At 33.5% G+C, this 17,635-nt stretch carries 13 protein-coding genes and 1 pseudogene; 6 read left to right on the forward strand and 8 right to left on the reverse strand.

Annotation, left to right across the window (positions count from 1 at the left end):
* Positions 1-205: 205 nt before the first annotated feature.
* Complete coding sequence (locus JM658_RS04615) at positions 206-502, reverse strand: hypothetical protein (protein ID WP_236958068.1); 297 nt, start codon at positions 500-502, stop codon at positions 206-208.
* Positions 503-698: 196 nt separating this feature from the next.
* Positions 699-1,493, reverse strand: a complete 795-nt coding sequence (locus tag JM658_RS04620; protein WP_236958069.1) for a GIN domain-containing protein — start codon at positions 1,491-1,493, stop codon at positions 699-701.
* Positions 1,494-1,655: 162 nt separating this feature from the next.
* Between JM658_RS04620 and JM658_RS04625 the strand changes: the two genes are divergently transcribed.
* From JM658_RS04625 to JM658_RS04635, 3 genes are all read left to right on the forward strand, one after another.
* Positions 1,656-3,746: a M1 family metallopeptidase gene (locus JM658_RS04625; RefSeq protein WP_236958070.1), complete on the forward strand. Its 2,091-nt coding sequence runs from the start codon at positions 1,656-1,658 to the stop codon at positions 3,744-3,746.
* Between the two features lie 2 nt (positions 3,747-3,748).
* On the forward strand, positions 3,749-4,645 hold the full coding sequence (locus tag JM658_RS04630; protein ID WP_236958071.1) for a patatin-like phospholipase family protein: 897 nt from the start codon (positions 3,749-3,751) through the stop codon (positions 4,643-4,645).
* 65 nt (positions 4,646-4,710) lie between these two features.
* Positions 4,711-5,628: a patatin-like phospholipase family protein gene (locus JM658_RS04635; RefSeq protein WP_236958072.1), complete on the forward strand. Its 918-nt coding sequence runs from the start codon at positions 4,711-4,713 to the stop codon at positions 5,626-5,628.
* A 42-nt stretch (positions 5,629-5,670) separates the two neighbouring features.
* Here the strand turns inward: JM658_RS04635 and JM658_RS04640 are convergent.
* The 5 genes and pseudogenes from JM658_RS04640 to JM658_RS04660 all read right to left on the reverse strand — a co-directional run bounded on the left by JM658_RS04640 (position 5,671) and on the right by JM658_RS04660 (position 12,292).
* A pseudogene (locus JM658_RS04640) lies at positions 5,671-7,506 on the reverse strand (arylsulfatase).
* Positions 7,507-7,671: 165 nt separating this feature from the next.
* Positions 7,672-8,625: a CorA family divalent cation transporter gene (locus tag JM658_RS04645; protein WP_236958073.1), complete on the reverse strand. Its 954-nt coding sequence runs from the start codon at positions 8,623-8,625 to the stop codon at positions 7,672-7,674.
* Positions 8,626-8,917: 292 nt separating this feature from the next.
* Positions 8,918-9,436, reverse strand: coding sequence for a DUF7935 family protein (locus tag JM658_RS04650; protein ID WP_236958074.1), 519 nt, complete (start codon positions 9,434-9,436; stop codon positions 8,918-8,920).
* Positions 9,437-9,447: 11 nt separating this feature from the next.
* Positions 9,448-11,052, reverse strand: a complete 1,605-nt coding sequence (locus tag JM658_RS04655; protein ID WP_236958075.1) for an FMN-binding glutamate synthase family protein — start codon at positions 11,050-11,052, stop codon at positions 9,448-9,450.
* Position 11,053: 1 nt separating this feature from the next.
* The gene (locus JM658_RS04660; RefSeq protein WP_394800466.1) at positions 11,054-12,292 is read right to left on the reverse strand and encodes an amidohydrolase; all 1,239 of its coding nucleotides are present in this window, start codon (positions 12,290-12,292) and stop codon (positions 11,054-11,056) included.
* 278 nt (positions 12,293-12,570) lie between these two features.
* On the opposite strand from JM658_RS04660, the gene JM658_RS04665 reads away from it, so the two are divergent.
* The 3 genes from JM658_RS04665 to JM658_RS04675 all read left to right on the forward strand — a co-directional run bounded on the left by JM658_RS04665 (position 12,571) and on the right by JM658_RS04675 (position 16,896).
* Positions 12,571-14,901 (forward strand): ATP-dependent helicase, encoded by a 2,331-nt coding sequence (locus JM658_RS04665; RefSeq protein WP_236958077.1) that lies wholly within the window; start codon positions 12,571-12,573, stop codon positions 14,899-14,901.
* A 129-nt stretch (positions 14,902-15,030) separates the two neighbouring features.
* Positions 15,031-15,654 (forward strand): L-threonylcarbamoyladenylate synthase, encoded by a 624-nt coding sequence (locus JM658_RS04670; protein ID WP_236958078.1) that lies wholly within the window; start codon positions 15,031-15,033, stop codon positions 15,652-15,654.
* Positions 15,655-15,666: 12 nt separating this feature from the next.
* Positions 15,667-16,896 carry a glycosyltransferase gene (locus tag JM658_RS04675; RefSeq protein WP_236958079.1) on the forward strand — a complete coding sequence of 410 codons (1,230 nt, stop codon included), beginning with the start codon at positions 15,667-15,669 and terminating at the stop codon, positions 16,894-16,896.
* 55 nt (positions 16,897-16,951) lie between these two features.
* Here JM658_RS04675 and JM658_RS04680 read toward each other — a convergent pair whose 3' ends face one another.
* Positions 16,952-17,635, reverse strand: a complete 684-nt coding sequence (locus tag JM658_RS04680; protein WP_236958080.1) for a 2'-5' RNA ligase family protein — start codon at positions 17,633-17,635, stop codon at positions 16,952-16,954.

Consider the following 17,635-nt stretch of genomic DNA (forward strand, 5'->3'; position numbering starts at 1 on the left):
CGTGTGTATTTCCCTTTCAAATATATAAATTAATTGAGGCTATATTCTATTAAATAGAGAGAAATGGAATACGATTAGGGCTATAAGCAATGTGATAAATATTATATAAAGCTTTAACTAACTTTCTATGCTCAATTTTTCAGTAGAAGATATAGAAGGAGCTATTGAGCTAGTTTTTTAGAAAGCATTGTTGGAAACAGACTTTTTATTTTAGCCATAATTTAATTCCTATTAATGAAATAGCAGCACAAAGAATACAAACTCCGTAAATAATACGTTCTTTTTTTACTTCTAATTTAGCACGCTCACGAATTAGCAATTTTATTTTTTGGAGTTCTTTTTCAGATACAATTTTAAAATTCAGTTGTTCTGGTTTCTTGTTAGTCGAGTAAATCCCTTCACGATTATTCTCTTTAAACTTACCTCGATTTGAAGGACGTTGAGCTCGGTTCTGTTTCATCCGATTAATCATATCCAATACATGTCCTGCTCCAGCTCCCATTTTATTTTATAATTTAATTATAGTATAGGCTATATTTAAGGAAGGTTAAAAACTTGTTTTGCTAAGCTACATCTAGAATAAGTTTTTATTGCACTTCGATATATTATAATCAACTAAATATAGTAAATAATTTTTTATTTTAAGCAGGAATAGCTCCAAAAGTGAGTATAATAAGGACTAATAATAGTTATCAATTTTAGAAGTTTACTTTAGTGATTTTAGTTTCTCCGATAACAATCCCCTTATTTAATTCTGGAGTTCCAGAGTAGCTTACAGTCGCCTCTCCGTATGAATTGACTTTTAGTTTATCGGAAACATTCAACTGAAAAGAGCCATCGCCATATGCTGTTAATTTCGTTTCGTTGCTAGAAACATTAGATACGTTTATAGTGCCTTCTCCATAGGCTGTAAATCGCTGATTTTTAACTACTCCATCCTTTATCTCTAAATAGCTTTCTCCATAAATAGAGACCATTAGTTTATTTATATCCACAGAGTTTATATAAACTTGTGATGTGCCAAAAACTTTCAAGCGGAGCTTATCTGCTACTATATTATCTTCAAAAACAAACCTTTCTTCCCCTCTTAAATCGACAGTGCTTAATTTTTTGTAGTTTATAATTGCTCTCACAACGGTACCATCATAACTAGCATATTCAAGTTTATTTCCACTTATATATTCTTCATTATCATCACCAGTTATTTTTGCGCCTTCTAAATATACATTAAGCGTATTATTTTTTACATAAACGTTTAGGTTTTCCATCGGAACATTTATAGACTCTATGGTTACAGATTCTGTGTTGGCTTCTTTAAAAACAACTTGTATGTGCGGACTAATAACAACTCTTTCAAAATTTGCAACAGCTATTTCCTTATGTTGCGCAGTAGAATAATTGGAATATAATAAGAACGCGATCATTAAAAATATGGTAAAGATTGCCTTTTTTGAGTTATCTTTTAACTGAAAATGTGTTTGATTACTAAACATCTTTTTTTTGGTTTTAATGGTTATACCTATCTTAAAGATGATTTATTTCTTGTATTGTTACAGTTTTTAATTATTTAAACTTTTATAAGTGATTAATCAACCTCTGAATTAGATTTAGAATTCATTAGAAAAGTCTTACTTTGGTATAAAAATTATCTTTTAATGAAACCCATTTTTACAAGCTTACTTATTCTCCTTTTTTCATATTCTTATGCACAGCAAACTCAGTACATAGATATAAAAAAGGGAACTGTTAATATTACTATCGATCCTGATGCAGAAACTGTTTCTGGGGAAGTCATTTATACTTTTAAAGTCATAGAAACAACGGATACTCTTGTTGTTGATGCTCTGAATATGGAAATTAAAAGTCTTTCTTTAAATGATAAAGAACTTGCTTATAGTAATACTGGGTCGCAATTAATAATAAATAAAACCTTAAAACCTCGTGAGAATAATAGTTTAAAAATAGCATACAAAGCATCTCCAAAAAAGGCTTTGTATTTTGTTGCTGAAGATAATGACGATCAAAAGCAAATATGGACGCAAGGGCAGGGGAAATACACTTCCAATTGGTTACCGAGTTTTGATGATATGAATGAAAAGGTGGAGTTTGATCTTTCTATTACCACCAATTCGTTATATAAAGTAATGGCCAACGGAAAGCTGATTGATAAGAAAGTAAATAACAATACAACCTCTACTTGGAAGTTCGATATGCAACACCCGATGAGCAGCTATTTGGTGGCTCTTGCTATTGGGGATTATAATGTAAAGGAGGAAGTTGCTAAATCTGGAATCCCTTTACAGCAATACTATTCTCCTGAAGATGAAAAATATGTTACTTCTACATATAAGCACTCTAAGCGTATTTTCGATTATTTGGAGGAGGAAATAGGTGTTCCTTTTCCGTGGCAGAATTATAAACAGGTTCCTGTAAAAGATTTTTTGTATGCGGGAATGGAGAATACTTCATTGACCATCTTTTCTGACTCTTATTTGGTGGATTCTATAGGTTTTGTGGATAGGAATTATATAAATGTAAATGCACATGAATTGGCACATCAGTGGTTCGGAAATTTGGTAACAGAAGAAAGTAGTACGCACCATTGGTTACAAGAAGGTTTTGCTACTTATTATGCCTTGCTAGCGGAGAGAGAAATTTTTGGAGAGGATTATTTTTATGAACAACTTTATAGCTCGGCTAAGCAATTAGAGGTTTTAAATGATAATGGAGGCGAGAGCTTATTAAATCCTAAAGCGAGTAGCCTTACTTTTTATCAACGGGGTGCCTGGGCAGTCTTCGCTTTGCGTAAAAAAATAGGGGATAGGGCTTTTGAAAAATCCGTTAAAAAGTATCTTAAAGACTATGCTTATAAAAATGCTAATACCCACGATTTTATAAATATAGCTGCGGCAAAGAGTCAGATTAAGTTAGAAGATTTTGTGGAGAAATGGCTAGTAAACACAGAATTTCCTTTGGAAGAAGCAGAACAATTATTACTTGAAAATGAAACTTCTAAAACTTTGTTAGCGATAGATGCTATGAGTAAAGAAGAAGTAGTAACGTATGCACAAAATAATTCTAAAATTTTTACTTCTGAAGAGCAATCTGCTATTGCAACACATATTCTTAAGCGACTTATACCAACTTCTGAAGCTGAGAAAACTATTTTTTTAGCAGCATTACAATCTGAAGTATTAAAAACTAGACAAACGGTAGCGCTTTATATGAATCCTATTCCTGAAGAATTTAAAACTGATTTTGAGAAGTTATTATCTGATGGGAGTTATCTGACCATAGAAAAAGCGCTAATGAAGTTATGGGTTAGTTTTCCTTTTGTAAAAGACAGAGCTCAGTTTCTAGATCAAACAAAAGGTATAACAGGATTTAGAGATAAAAATGTAGAAACATTATGGCTTACTCTGGCTTTAATTACGGAGAATTACCATCAGAATGATAAGAAAGAATATTACGATACATTAGTGAGCTATACAGATCCAACGCAGCATTATGAAGTTCGTCAGCATGCTTTTCAATATCTTTATCAGATAAAAGGCTTTGATGAAGCGGCACTTAAAAGTTTAATTCAGGCTTGTAAGCATCCTGTGTGGCAGTTTTCAAAGTTTTCTAGGCAATTGCTAGAAGAGTTATTAACGGATAAAGATTATAGAATTGTTTTAGAAGGAATTGTAAATGATTTGCCTTCCGAAGAAAAAGTTTTTTTAGAACAGAAGCTGAAAGATAATTAATAATGAAAGCACTCGTAATTTCAGGAGGTGGATCCAAAGGCGCTTTTGCCGGCGGAGTAGCCCAGTATTTAATAGAAGAGCTAAAAATAGATTACGATTTATTTTTGGGAACGTCTACGGGGAGCTTATTGGTAAATCATTTGGCGCTAAATGAGGTGGAAAAAATAAAGGAAGTTTATACCTCTGTAAATAATGAGAGCATTTTTAATATTTGTCCATTTCGAATTAGAAAAAAATATGGAGTGGAGCAAATTTCTATTCATCATTTAAATGTAGTTCGTAATTTTTTAAGAGGAAGTAAAACGTTTGGTGAGAGTGAGAACCTAAAAAAATTAATTCGTAAAACCTTAACGGAAGAGGAGTTTTTACAATTAAAGCACAGCACAAAAGAAGTAATAGTTACGGTTTCTAACCTTTCTTTAAATCAGGTAGAATATAAATCTATCAATGATTTTAGTTATGATGATTTCTGTGATTGGGTTTGGATCTCTAGTAATTATACTCCTTTTATGAGTTTAGCGCGGAAAGAAGGTTGTGAGTATGCCGATGGAGGCATCGGAACTATGGTTCCTATTGAAGAAGCTATCCGCCGTGGTGCTAAAGAAATTGATGCTATTATTCTACAGACAGAAATTACGCAGCTAAACCGACTCCCATCTAGGAATCCGTTTTCATTATTAACGACTATGTTTAGTTTTATGTTAGATAGAATAGAGCATCAGAATATTCGGATTGGGAAATTTGTAGCCTCTAATAACGATGTCATTATTAATTTTTATTATACACCGACGGTATTAACTACAAATTCCTTAATTTTCGAAAAGGTTAAAATGACTCGTTGGTGGCAAAGTGGATATGATTTCGCGAAGTTTAAAAATAAAGAAACGAGTCAGCTATAATTTTAAAGCAATTCCGTTGGAATTTTCATAATTATAACGTACCATAATCAACCTAAAATAAAAATATGCGAGCACTAGTTATAAGTGGAGGAGGAAGTAAAGGGGCATTTGCCGGCGGCGTTGCACAATATTTAATGGAGACGGAAAATAGAGACTACGATTTATATTTGGGAACTTCTACAGGGAGTTTATTAATTCCGCATTTAGCGAATAACGATATTGAAAAGATTTATAACGTTTATACTTCTGTAACACAACGTAAAATTTTTAGTAATAACCCTTTTGTAACCAAAAAGCGTGGTGATGAAGAGTATGTTGCAATTAATTACCTAAATGTTATGTGGCAGCTAATAAAGCGTAAGCGTACTTTTGGGGAGAGTAAGAATTTAAGAAAACATATAAGGAAACATTTTTCGGAGGCTGATTATAATCGCTTAAAGGAAAAAGGGAAAAATGTAATTGTTACAGTTTCCAATCTATCTATGAATCGTGTGGAATATAAATCGATTATGGACTATGAGTATGAAGATTTCTGTGATTGGATTTGGCTTTCTTGTAATTATGTTCCATTTATGTCGCTCGCAGAAAAGAATGGATTTGAATATGCAGATGGCGGTTTAGGATGTGTGGTTCCAATTCGTGAAGCCGTTAAAATGGGAGCTACGGAAGTAGATGCTATTATTTTGGAGACCGAGAATATGGAGCATAAAAAAGTATTAGGAAAGAATCCATTTTCACTAATGGTAAATCTCTATAGTTTTGTGTTGGACCAATTAGAGTCTCATGACGTTGTCGAAGGAAAATTGGCAGCTTTAAATAAGAATGTACGACTAAACACTTATTTTACTCCAACGCGACTAACAGAAAACTCTCTTTATTTTAACAAAGAATTAATGGCAGAATGGTGGGTACAAGGAAAAGAATACGCAAAGGAGCGTGTAAAGGCTCAAAAGGGCGCTAAAACAGTAGATTTGGCAGGATAGTCTGTTAGTTACTGGTTGTTATTATTAAATAGGTTTAGTGTGTTATGAAATTTCTCCCTTTTTAATATATACATAATACGCAGGGTATTTATTTCCTTCTTTATCAATTAACCATGCCTTAATCATAGTATTACCTTCTTGAAGTGGTAGATTAAAAACTGAACTTGTGTCTGAACTTGATATTTGCTTAGTATATGTTTTATTTCCTATTTGCAATTGCACCTTTACAGCAGGAATAGCAATACCTTCGCCTAGTAAGACTAGATTACCCTTATTATAAATATCCCCCTGTTTACTTTTAGGTAGCGATTCTGATATAGGATGATTTACTTCTTTTGCCCATCTCCTTATTTCAAAAATGTAATTAGCTTTTTCGGCAATCTTTATAGGCCAAAAACCACTATTGTTGGCAGCCCTTAATATATGTGTTTGGTTCCAAGTGGGGGGAGTTGATTTTTTTAAAACCCATGCATCAGATGTGAGGACAGTTTCTAAATCGTGTTCTGTACCAACAATTGGTCTTGGGTAGGGTTGATCCATTACTTTGACTTCATTCCAAAAAGAATCATATTCCTTTCGTAAGCTATCTACTATTTGAGGATATTGATCTGCTAGATTCTCTTTTTGACTGGGGTCTTTTTTAATATTGTATAGTTCAGCACCATTTATAAGTCCCCAATTAGATGTATACACTAAGCTATTTTTCCATTTGATATAAGTTTCTTCTGTATTTTGATAATGCTGAAAAAGAGTTCGATCTTCCCAATTAAACGATGAATTATTTAGTAGAGGCATCAAACTACGCCCGTCAAATTTAAGGTGTCCTTTTTTTGGTGTTTTCAAGTCACAAAGGTCAATTAGCGTAGGGAGAATATCGATATGAGAAGTAAATTTAGAAACATCTTTTTTTGGAGTCATATTTCCTTTAGGCCAATGAATCATTAACGGAACACGATGGCCACCATCAAACATACTCCCTTTTTTACCACGCATACCTGCATTAAAAATTTTATCACCTCCAGATGTACCATTATCAGACAAAAATATGATGATTGTATTTTCATCTAAATTATTCTTCTTCAAGAAGGTTCTTAAATCTCCTAAGTTCTTATCAAACCTTGTTATTGTAGCCATAAAATCTACTTCTGACTCCCAGTCAGGAGAACTTTTATCTATGTTACTGTACATATTTGTCCACTCTTTTTTAACGTTCCATGGAAGGTGTGGAATATTTGTAGCTAGATATATAAAAAAGGGATTATTCATATTCTTGGAAATAAATTTCTTTGTTTCATTGAAAAAGTTATCGTTGCCATAACCATGAAATTCCTCCCATTTTCCATTTCGCATATAGTGGTCGTTCATTTTATCATTGCTCCAATAGTCGCTCGCTGTCCCTGTACCTCCGTCACCATGTCCAACCCATTTTTGAAAACCTCTGTCAATAGGACGGTAGGGGTAATTTTGTCCTAAATGTCATTTTCCGAATAAAGCAGTTTTATAGCCACTTTCTTTGAAGAACTCCGCCATGGTAGTTTCTTCTTTATTTAGGTGATTACGTAGATATACAGTAGAACGAACATGAGTTCTATCAGACATTCTTCCTGTCATTAAAGCTGCTCTTGTTGGTGCACAAAATGCATTTACATGGAAGTCTGTAAATCGTATACTTTCTGAATATAGAGTGTCTAAATTGGGTGTTTTTATAATAGGATTTCCATGAATTGCGATATCACCATAACCCTGATCATCAGTCATAATTAAAATTACATTAGGACGATTTGTACTCTGAGCGTGATTAAATTGTATTGATAAAAAGAATAGTATAAAGAATATTTTTCTTAAAGAAAGAAAGTCTGGCTGAGATAGCTTCATCATTTGTATGTTTATATCATATAAGTAACGAATATGTAATCCGTCGCTTATATACAAGATACAATGAATACGAACTCAAAACCAAGTATTATTTATGCAGAATATAATACTTTACTGGCTGATGGGAATTAATTCTATAGTATGCTATAGTTGGTTATGTATGTTGACTTATAGCCATTTTTTTCTTTTGAAATAGATAAATGGTAAGATGGCAGAAATTATCATTGCAACAATAACAATAGGATATCCATAAGTGGCATCGAGTTCTGGCATGTATTTAAAATTCATACCGTAAACTCCAGCGATAAAAGTAGGAAGGGAAATACAAACGGTAACTACGGTAAGCATTTTAAAAATATAATTCTGTTCTAAATCGATTTTACTAGAGATATTTTCTTTTAAATCGTCCAATCGATCGAAATTAAATTGGATATAATCCGAAATCACATTCAGATCATTTAATTCAGCTTTTATCTCTTTTTTAAGTCCCATTTTTTTATCCCAATCACTTCTCATGTATAGCGTGTATACCCGAGTAGTTTCAATAAGAGATTCTTTTATCAGCAAGTTATTAAAGTTGTATTCTGTAATGATATCCATTTCATAACCTGAAAATTTGTTTTCGATTAACACTCTATTTGCTAGCATTTTAATTTTCTTGGTTTGACTTTCTGTAATGTCAGCAAAATAGTCGGAGATGAATTCGAATTGGAACTTAAAAATACTCTCTGAGTTGGATTTCTTCTGAAAGGATAAAAGTTTATTCGGATAGATTTTATTGAAATAATCGTCTAGAGATGCACTTGTAAAAAGAAACAGCCCTGCTTTGGAAAGTATTATAAAAATAGGCTCTTCTACCATTTTATGATCTATGTTATAAAAGGGAATCGAAAAGTGAAATGAAGCTTGATTGTCATCCTCTAAAAAGTGAGAACTGATTTCAATATCTTCAAAATGCTTCATGATCGTGAAATCGAGTCCATAATTTTTTTCTAGCCACTCTACATCCGAAGTACTGTAATCTATGAATTGCATGATATAGAAATCCAAATCAGAAACAACAATTTCACTTGTGTTTTGTATTTTGAGTAGTTCTTTTTCTTTTGACAAGATCTCAATCATGATAAATATTTTTAAGAAGGAAACTAAATGTTTAACTGTGTTTTGTAGCTACCAAATAACTTCTAGTTTAGAAAACAAGTTAGTAAAAGAATGAGGAATATTTTATAATAAAGTTAAAATAAATCTTGATTATTACATTCTAAAAGGAATGTTATATTGAGTTTAATTAAGAAATATATTTCCTATGAGTACAAACAAGTAAGAGAGGAGTAGCATCCGAGCACATAAAAAAAAGAAAAGCCCCTAAAAGTGTTATTACTTCTAGGGGCTTTGTATATTTTTCAAGTTTAGCTTAGCTAAATAAATCTCGAATTTCTTTTTTAATATAACCTAATGCGGCGCTAGAAGGAGGTTGTTTGTCTAAAAGGTTGTTTAAGACTTCTTCTCTGAGTTTGTCTGCCGTTTCAGAATTCATTCCAGCTTTTCTAATAATTTGGATTGTTGCATTTTTCGATGCTTTGATAACGTTCCAACATTCATCAGAAATATAAATCTGTTGTGCTAAATTATGGTCAAATTCATTTTCAATATTTGCAATAAGCTGTGCTTCATATAAATTCTTATCTGTATTCTCAGGAGAAACTCTAATTAGCAGTTTAGAAGGGTTTATACGTTCTAAAAACAAAGCCATCCTTTCGTATGCTTGTAGGCGGATTGGAAGTGTGTTTTTATCCATTTCCTTATGGAGTAAAAAACGTCTTCGTCCTTCTTCATTTTTAGTATGAAGATTAAAAAAGTAAAAAGCTATAGCTCCTGTAATTAATGCAGGAAGTAGGAAAAATAATAGGTTGATGATGTTTAATTCGTTCATGGGGATTTTAATTAATAACGTACTTGTTTATGTTTAAACTTATCTATTGCAGTTTTTGTGGTATAATGACCGCCTAAGTGAGGGCAATTTAATAAACTTTCTGTCCCAGTAAAAGGAACTTCTACTTTATTATACCCATATACGTTTGCTAGGGGTTGGGTTAAACTTTTATCTCCTAAGTTAACATCTACATCTTCCATAGTAAGTTGTGAAGGATGCTCGTAACCACAAGCATGTGTGATTTCTAAAAGTTCTTTTTTAAAGTTTTTAAAATAATAACTTACTCGTTCTGCTTTATCTTCAATATTAATTCCTGCTTGTAGCCATTTATTTTGCGTAGCCACACCACTAGGGCAAGTATTATTATGACACACTTTTGCTTGAATACAACCAATACTCATCATAGCTTCTCGTGCTACATTCACTAAATCTGCTCCCATAGCAAAAGCCATTGCAGCTTTAGAAGGGAAACCTAATTTTCCACTTCCTATAAAAACAATTCTTTCGGTTAGGTCTTGGTCCTTAAATACACGATACAAATCGCTAAATGAATATACCCAAGGTAAAGAAACATGATCTGCAAAACTAGGAGGAGCTGCTCCTGTACCTCCTTCACCGCCATCTACGGTAATAAAGTCTGGGCCTCTATTAGTTTTTTTCATGATGGTAGCAAGTTCACGCCACTGTTCTAATTTTCCTATTGCCGCTTTTATTCCAACAGGTAAACCTGTTTCTTTAGCAATCGCCTCTATAAAATCTACCATTTCTGGCACTGAAGAGAATGCAGAATGGTTAGGTGGTGATAATACATCTTGCCCCATTGGGACATGGCGAATTTCAGAAATCTCTTTTGTAATTTTTGATGCTGGTAAAACTCCACCCTTACCAGGCTTTGCACCTTGAGAAAGTTTAAGTTCTATAGCTCTTACCTGTGGATATTCTTTAACAAGAGCTTTTAATTTTTCCATGGAGAAATTCCCGTTATCATCTCGAACACCAAAATAACCTGTTCCAATATGGAAAATTACATCAGCTCCTTTTTTATGATACGGAGAAAGTCCGCCTTCCCCAGTATTATGATAGGCATGAGATAAATAAGCTCCTTTATTTAAAGATTCTATTGCGCGAGCAGATAGAGAACCGAAACTCATAGCAGAAACATTAATGATAGAAGCAGGGCGATAAGGACGCTCTCTTTTATTATAACCTCCAATGAGTTTAGCACAAGGTAAAAAATAAGGATCACTAGCATTTGGATGATCCATTTTTATCTTATAAGGCATCATTGCATTGTTTATAAATACATAATGCGACTCATGAATATCTCTATCTGTACCAAAACCTTCATAGTTGTTTTCGTTTTTTGCTGAAGCATAAATCCATCCACGTTCAATTCTATTAAATGGAAGTTCCTCACGGTTATTAGCAACAATATATTGCCTTAACTCCGGCCCTATACTCTCTAGCATATATCTAATGTGGCCTACAACTGGGAAATTATGAGTAATAACATGTTTTTTATTAAAGAAAATATCTCTAATAGCTATAAGTCCTAATGCGATGAGTACCCATACCCACCAGCTTATATTTTGTAAAAATTCTAGAATCGTTTCCATTTTATTGTGCTAAATAATCGTTTACTATTTGTGTGAAAGCTTTTACTCCTAATATAAGCCCGCTTTCGTCTATATAAAAATCTGGAGTGTGGTGAGGAGCTGCTTCTGTACTATTTATGGGCATTCCCCCTAAGAAGAAATAAAACCCAGGTACTTTCTCTTGAAAGAAAGAAAAGTCTTCACCTCCAGTAGTTGCTTTTACTAACTCTACATTGTCTTTTCCAGCCACTTTCTCTAACGAAGGTAACATTTGTTCTACTAATTTCTCGTCATTATATGTGATAGAAGTGAAATTTTCTATTTTAAGGGAAGCTTCGCCTCCATAGGCCTTTGCTATAGTAGGCACCATTTCTTCCATTCTTTTTAAAATTAACGCTCTCATTTTAGGATCCAATGTTCTTATAGTTCCTATCATTTGTGCAGTTTCAGGAATAATATTAAAGCGTACGCCACTAGTAATTTTTCCGACAGAAATGACTGCCGCTTCATTCACTAAAGGAGCGTCTCTACTAATAATAGTTTGTAGTCCATCTATTATTTTTGCTGAAATTAGAATCGGATCAACACCGCTCCATGGAGCAGAGCCATGAGTTTGTTTTCCTTTTACATCAATAACAAAACGCTCTACAGCTGCCATTGTGCCTCCGGGCTTATATCTTATGGTTCCCACTGGGGTAGCAGAATTTATATGGAGTCCAAAAATGGCATCTACTTTAGGATTTTCTAATACTCCTTCTTTAATCATCAGTTTAGCTCCACCTTCTTCACCAGGCGGTGGGCCTTCTTCAGCAGGTTGGAAGATAAACTTTACAGTCCCAGAAAAGTCGTTGTTTTTACTAAGAATTTCTGCAACTCCCATCATAATGGCAGTGTGTGTATCGTGTCCGCAGGCATGCATAACACCAGTTTCTTCCCCTAAAAAATCGGTAACTTCATTAGATTTAAAAGGGAGGTCGTTTCTTTCTTTTACAGGGAGCGCATCTATATCTGCACGTAAAGCAATTACTTTGCCTGGTTTATTACCTTCTAAAACAGCAACAACTCCAGTTTTTGCAACACCAGTAGTTACTTTTAGTCCAAGGTCACTTAAGTGTTTGGCTATTACTTTTGAAGTATTATACTCACGGTTTGATAATTCCGGATGTTCGTGAAAATAGCGTCTCCATTCAATAACTTTATCTTCAATTGCAGCGATATCAGAATCGATATCCTGCTGTGAATAGCTATTATAACTCACCATTATCAGAAATAATGTCAAGATATTGAGTTTAATCATTTATATAAATCTATAGGTTATATTAAGTTAAATAGAATATAATACGAAGGTATTTATTTTTCAGTAGTAAATATACCTAATTTTAAAGTTATGTTTAAAAATATTTATGGATTCTATTAAAAAATAACAGCATAATAATTAACTTGAACGCCCAAATAAATTGCATATTTTTGCTTATATTATTAGCAATAAAATCTACTTATTATTGTAGTTTACAATACCTATAAAAACTTAGAATTCGATTGGAAAAGTATTTAGCAGAGTTAAATGACGCGCAACGAGCGCCAGTATTACATAAAGATGGTGCTTTAATGGTTATTGCTGGAGCAGGATCAGGGAAGACCAGAGTATTAACATATAGAATTGCCTATTTAATGAATCAAGGGGTGGATGCTTTTAATATCTTATCCTTGACGTTTACAAATAAGGCTGCCCGCGAGATGAAAAAGCGTATTGCTGATATTGTGGGGAGCAGCGAAGCAAAAAACTTATGGATGGGAACATTCCATTCTGTTTTTGCAAAAATACTTCGTATTGAAGCTGATAAATTGGGGTATCCTAGCAACTTTACTATTTACGATACTCAAGACTCTCAACGTCTTATAAACTCCATTATTAAAGAAATGGGGTTGGATAAAGATGTTTATAAATATAAGCAGGTTCAAAATAGAATCTCCTCTTATAAAAATAGTCTGATTACCGTTAAGGCATACTTTAATAATCCTGAGCTAATGGAAGCGGATGCGATGGCAAAAAAACCACGCTTAGGAGAAATTTATAATCAATATTGTGAACGTTGTTTTAAAGCGGGAGCAATGGATTTTGATGATTTATTACTGAAAACAAATGAGTTATTAACTCGTTTTCCTGAAGTTTTACAGAAGTATCAAAATAGATTTAGATATATTTTGGTGGATGAGTACCAAGATACAAACCACTCGCAATATTTAATTGTAAAGGCTCTTTCTGATAAATTCCAGAATATCTGTGTTGTTGGAGATGATGCACAAAGTATTTATGCTTTCCGAGGTGCCAATATTGGGAATATAATGAACTTCCAGAAGGATTATGATAATGTAGAAATGTATCGATTGGAGCAAAATTACCGCTCTACACGAAATATTGTAAATGCAGCGAATTCTGTTATTGAGAAAAACCAAACGAGGTTAGATAAAATTGTATGGACAGATAATGATGATGGGAACGCTATTCTTGTTCATCGTTCTGTTACCGATGCTGAAGAAGGACGTTTTGTAGCTTCTACAATTTTTGAAACTAAAATGCAGAATCAACTTTTAGATAAAGATTTTGCTGTATTGTATAGAACCAATTCACAGTCTAGATCGATAGAGGATGCATTGCGAAGAAAAGACATTCCTTATCGTATTTATGGAGGACTTTCTTTTTATCAACGGAAGGAAATTAAAGATGTATTGTCTTATATGCGACTCATTTTAAATCCTAAAGATGAAGAAGCTTTAGTGCGTGTAATTAATTATCCTGCTCGTGGAATAGGACAAACAACAATAGAGAAACTTACGGTGGCTGCAAATCATTATAAGCGTTCTATTTTTGAGATTATGGAAAATCTGGATAAGATTAACCTTAAGATTAATTCTGGAACTAGAAGGAAGCTTGAAGATTTTACAACCATGATTAAGAGTTTTCAAGTAACAAATCAATCTGCAGATGCTTTTGTGTTATCAGAACATGTTTGTAAAAAAAGTGGTTTGTTACAGGAGTTTAAAAAAGATGGTACTCCAGAAGGGATTGCTCGTATGGATAACGTCCAAGAGCTTTTAAATGGTATTCAGGATTTTGTTGAAGGGCAAAAAGAGATTGTTGATGCAACGGGAAGTATGTCCGAATTTATGGAAGATATTGCCTTAGCAACCGATTTAGATAATGATACCGGTGATGACGATAGAGTAGCTTTGATGACAATTCACTTAGCAAAAGGATTAGAGTTTCCTTATGTTTTTATAGTTGGTATGGAAGAAGATTTATTTCCATCGGGAATGAGTATGAATACCAGAAGTGAATTGGAGGAAGAGCGTCGTTTGTTTTATGTAGCGCTTACTCGTGCAGAAAAACAAGCCTATCTTACATATACGCAAAGTAGATACCGTTGGGGGAAACTAATAGATGCTGAACCGAGTCGTTTTATAGAAGAGATCGATGAGAAATATATTGAGTATCTAACGCCACCATTAGATGGAAATTACCGCTATAAACCGTTAATCGATTCTGATATTTTTGGAGAGGTAGATAAGAGTAAGTTCAGATTGCGGAAACCAGTTTCTAGTACACCGCCGTCTTCTCATAAACCATCGCAAGAGAAATTGCGTAAGTTGAGAAAATTAAAGCCAGATTTAGGAGAACCATCTGTGAATACAGCTTCTATGGATAGTGAGTTAGCCGTAGGAAATAAAGTTTCTCATACACGTTTTGGAAAAGGAGTTATTATTAGCTTGGAAGGTGTAGGAAACGATAAAAAGGCAGAAATCCGTTTTGATACTGGCGGATTGAAAAAATTATTATTGCGTTTTGCAAAGCTTGATATTATTGGATAGGGGTTGAGTTTGAAGGTTCAAAAGTTCAAAAGTACAAAAGTTTGAAAGTTGAAGGTGTTTAGCTGAAGAACTAAAAGGTTTGGTGCTAAAACCCAAAACCAATATCTATTACATTAAAAACTAAAAAAAATGGCGGAATTAATACGTATTTATGAAGAGAATCCTAACCCTAAAGAGATAAATAGGGTAGTGGATGTGTTGCGTAATGGCGGACTCGTTATTTATCCTACCGATACCGTTTATGGGTTAGGTTGTGATATTACAAATTCAAAAGCCCTCCAGAAAATTGCACGTATAAAAGGGGTGAAGCTCGATAAGGCTAACTTTTCATTTATCTGTGCCGATTTGAGTAATATCTCAGATTATGTGCGTCAGATAGATACTGCAACTTTTAAGATATTAAAAAGGACTTTGCCAGGCGCTTACACTTATATATTACCTGGAAATAATAGCCTCCCTAAAGATTTTAAAAAGAAAAAAACAGTTGGGATTCGGGTTCCAGATAACAGAATTGCAAGAACTCTTGTGGAGCAATTAGGAAACCCTATTGTATCTACTTCTATTCGTGATGAAGATGAGCTTATTGAATATACAACAGATCCAGAATTGATTTTAGAGAAATGGGATAACCTTGTAGATATTGTTATCGATGGTGGGTATGGAGATAATGTCGCCTCTACAGTTATTGATCTTTCTGGTGATGAACCTGTTATTATTCGTGAAGGAAAAGGTTCTATTGATGATGTTTTTTAAATAATTAATAATATGATTGGAAGTAAAGTACTTTTTATAGGCTACGTTTGGCCTGAGCCAAATTCTTCAGCTGCAGGAAGTAGAATGCTTCAATTGATTGATTTTTTTAAAAGCACTGGTTCAAAAGTTACATTCGCTTCTCCAGCAAAAAAAGGAGCTCATGTTTTCGATCTTGAGACAATTGGTGTCCATCAGCAGGAAATAGAATTAAATAACGGCTCTTTTGATACTTTTTTAGAGAAATTACAGCCTACAATAGTTGTTTTTGACCGCTATATGATGGAAGAGCAGTTTGGTTGGCGTGTTGCAGAACATGCTCCTAATGCGCTAAGAATATTAGATACCGAGGATCTTCACTTTCTAAGATATGAAAGAGAACTAGCTCTAAAAGGGAAATCTAAAGCTGATAAAAATGCACTTTTAAATAGTGAACGTGCAAAGCGAGAATTAGCGGCTATTTATAGATGTGATCTTACGTTGATTATTTCTGAAGTTGAAATGGATATTTTAAAAGAGGTTTTTCAAGTTGATGAAAAGCTACTTCTTTATTTACCATTTCTTTTAAAAAAATCAGAAAAGAAAGAGATTCCTCTCGAAGATAAACAAGACTTTATTTTTATTGGTAATTTTATTCATGCTCCAAATTGGGATGCGGTATTGGCGCTCAAAGAAACGGTATGGCCACTCATAAAAAAGGAACTCCCAAAAGCGAAGCTGCATGTGTATGGTGCTTATGCTACCGAGAAAGTATATAATCTTAATAATTCTGCGGAAGGATTTATAGTTCATGGATGGGCAGAAGATGCTGTTGAGGTTATCAGCAAGGCTAAAGTTATGCTAGCTCCCTTACGTTTTGGCGCAGGTTTAAAGGGTAAATTAGTAGAGGCAATGCAAAGCAATACACCTAGTGTTACCACAACTATTGGGGCAGAGGGAATAAATGGTTCTTATAATTGGAATGGTTTTATTTACGACAATCCACTAGATTTTGCGTATGCCGCCGTTTCTCTATATACTGAAGAAAGTAAGTGGGAACAAGCTGTTAAAAATGGGCATAAGATATTAAATATGCGCTTTGATGTTTCTGTTCATAAACTAAACCTAAAAACTGCAATAGATTCTATTAAAGAAGAGTTAGAACAGCATAGAACTACAAATTTTATTGGCAGCATGCTGCTGCAACAAACTACACAGGCAAGTAAATATATGTCGAAGTGGATTGAGACTAAAAATAAAAAGTAAGCTACAAAAAAGGTTTTATAAGTATGGTTTCTGCTTTACTTATTGTAAATGTCCTTTATATTTTAAAATGATGAAGACTTTCTACTACTTCGTTTTTCATGTACCAATCATTATGAACTAAATCCATAGCGTCTACATTGGAGCTTCCGAAATCATAATTTCTATATTTATCTAAAAAGGAAATTAGTTTTTCTGTATTCTGAATTGAGTTTAAAAAGCGTGCAATGGTAACATGAGATGTCTTTATAGCATATCTTTTATCGAGGCTTTGTTCTAGCGTAGTGCTTTTAAAATCAGCACGCAATCTATCTCGAAAATCATTTAAAATAGTAGATTCTGTAAAACCTTGAACCATTATTCCAGATGGAGAAGCTGTAATACCTTTATAGTCAATTTTAAAAGGTTTAATTTCTGAAATACAATTTTTAATTATAGAAATGTATTTAGAAGGATCAATATCAGTAAGACGGAAGCCATTATAACATGAAATAATCGACATTACGGTAATGTGTACATCGGTTTCGGGGTAAAAGTATTGATTAGGAATAACAAGCTTCAATTCTTTTAAAAAGGCTTCAATATTGGCTTTAACTTCTGCGTTAGGACGAATTACAAGCGTAATACCACGTCTTTTATCCGTTGGATTATTTATTAAAGAATCGGTTTGATAGTTATCTGCTAAAATCTGAGTTTTAGCGTGCTCATACATTTCAGAATAATGTGTTTTTAAATTTATCAA

The organism is Joostella atrarenae, from assembly GCF_021764745.1.
GTDB classification, from domain to species: Bacteria; Bacteroidota; Bacteroidia; order Flavobacteriales; family Flavobacteriaceae; genus Galbibacter; species Galbibacter atrarenae.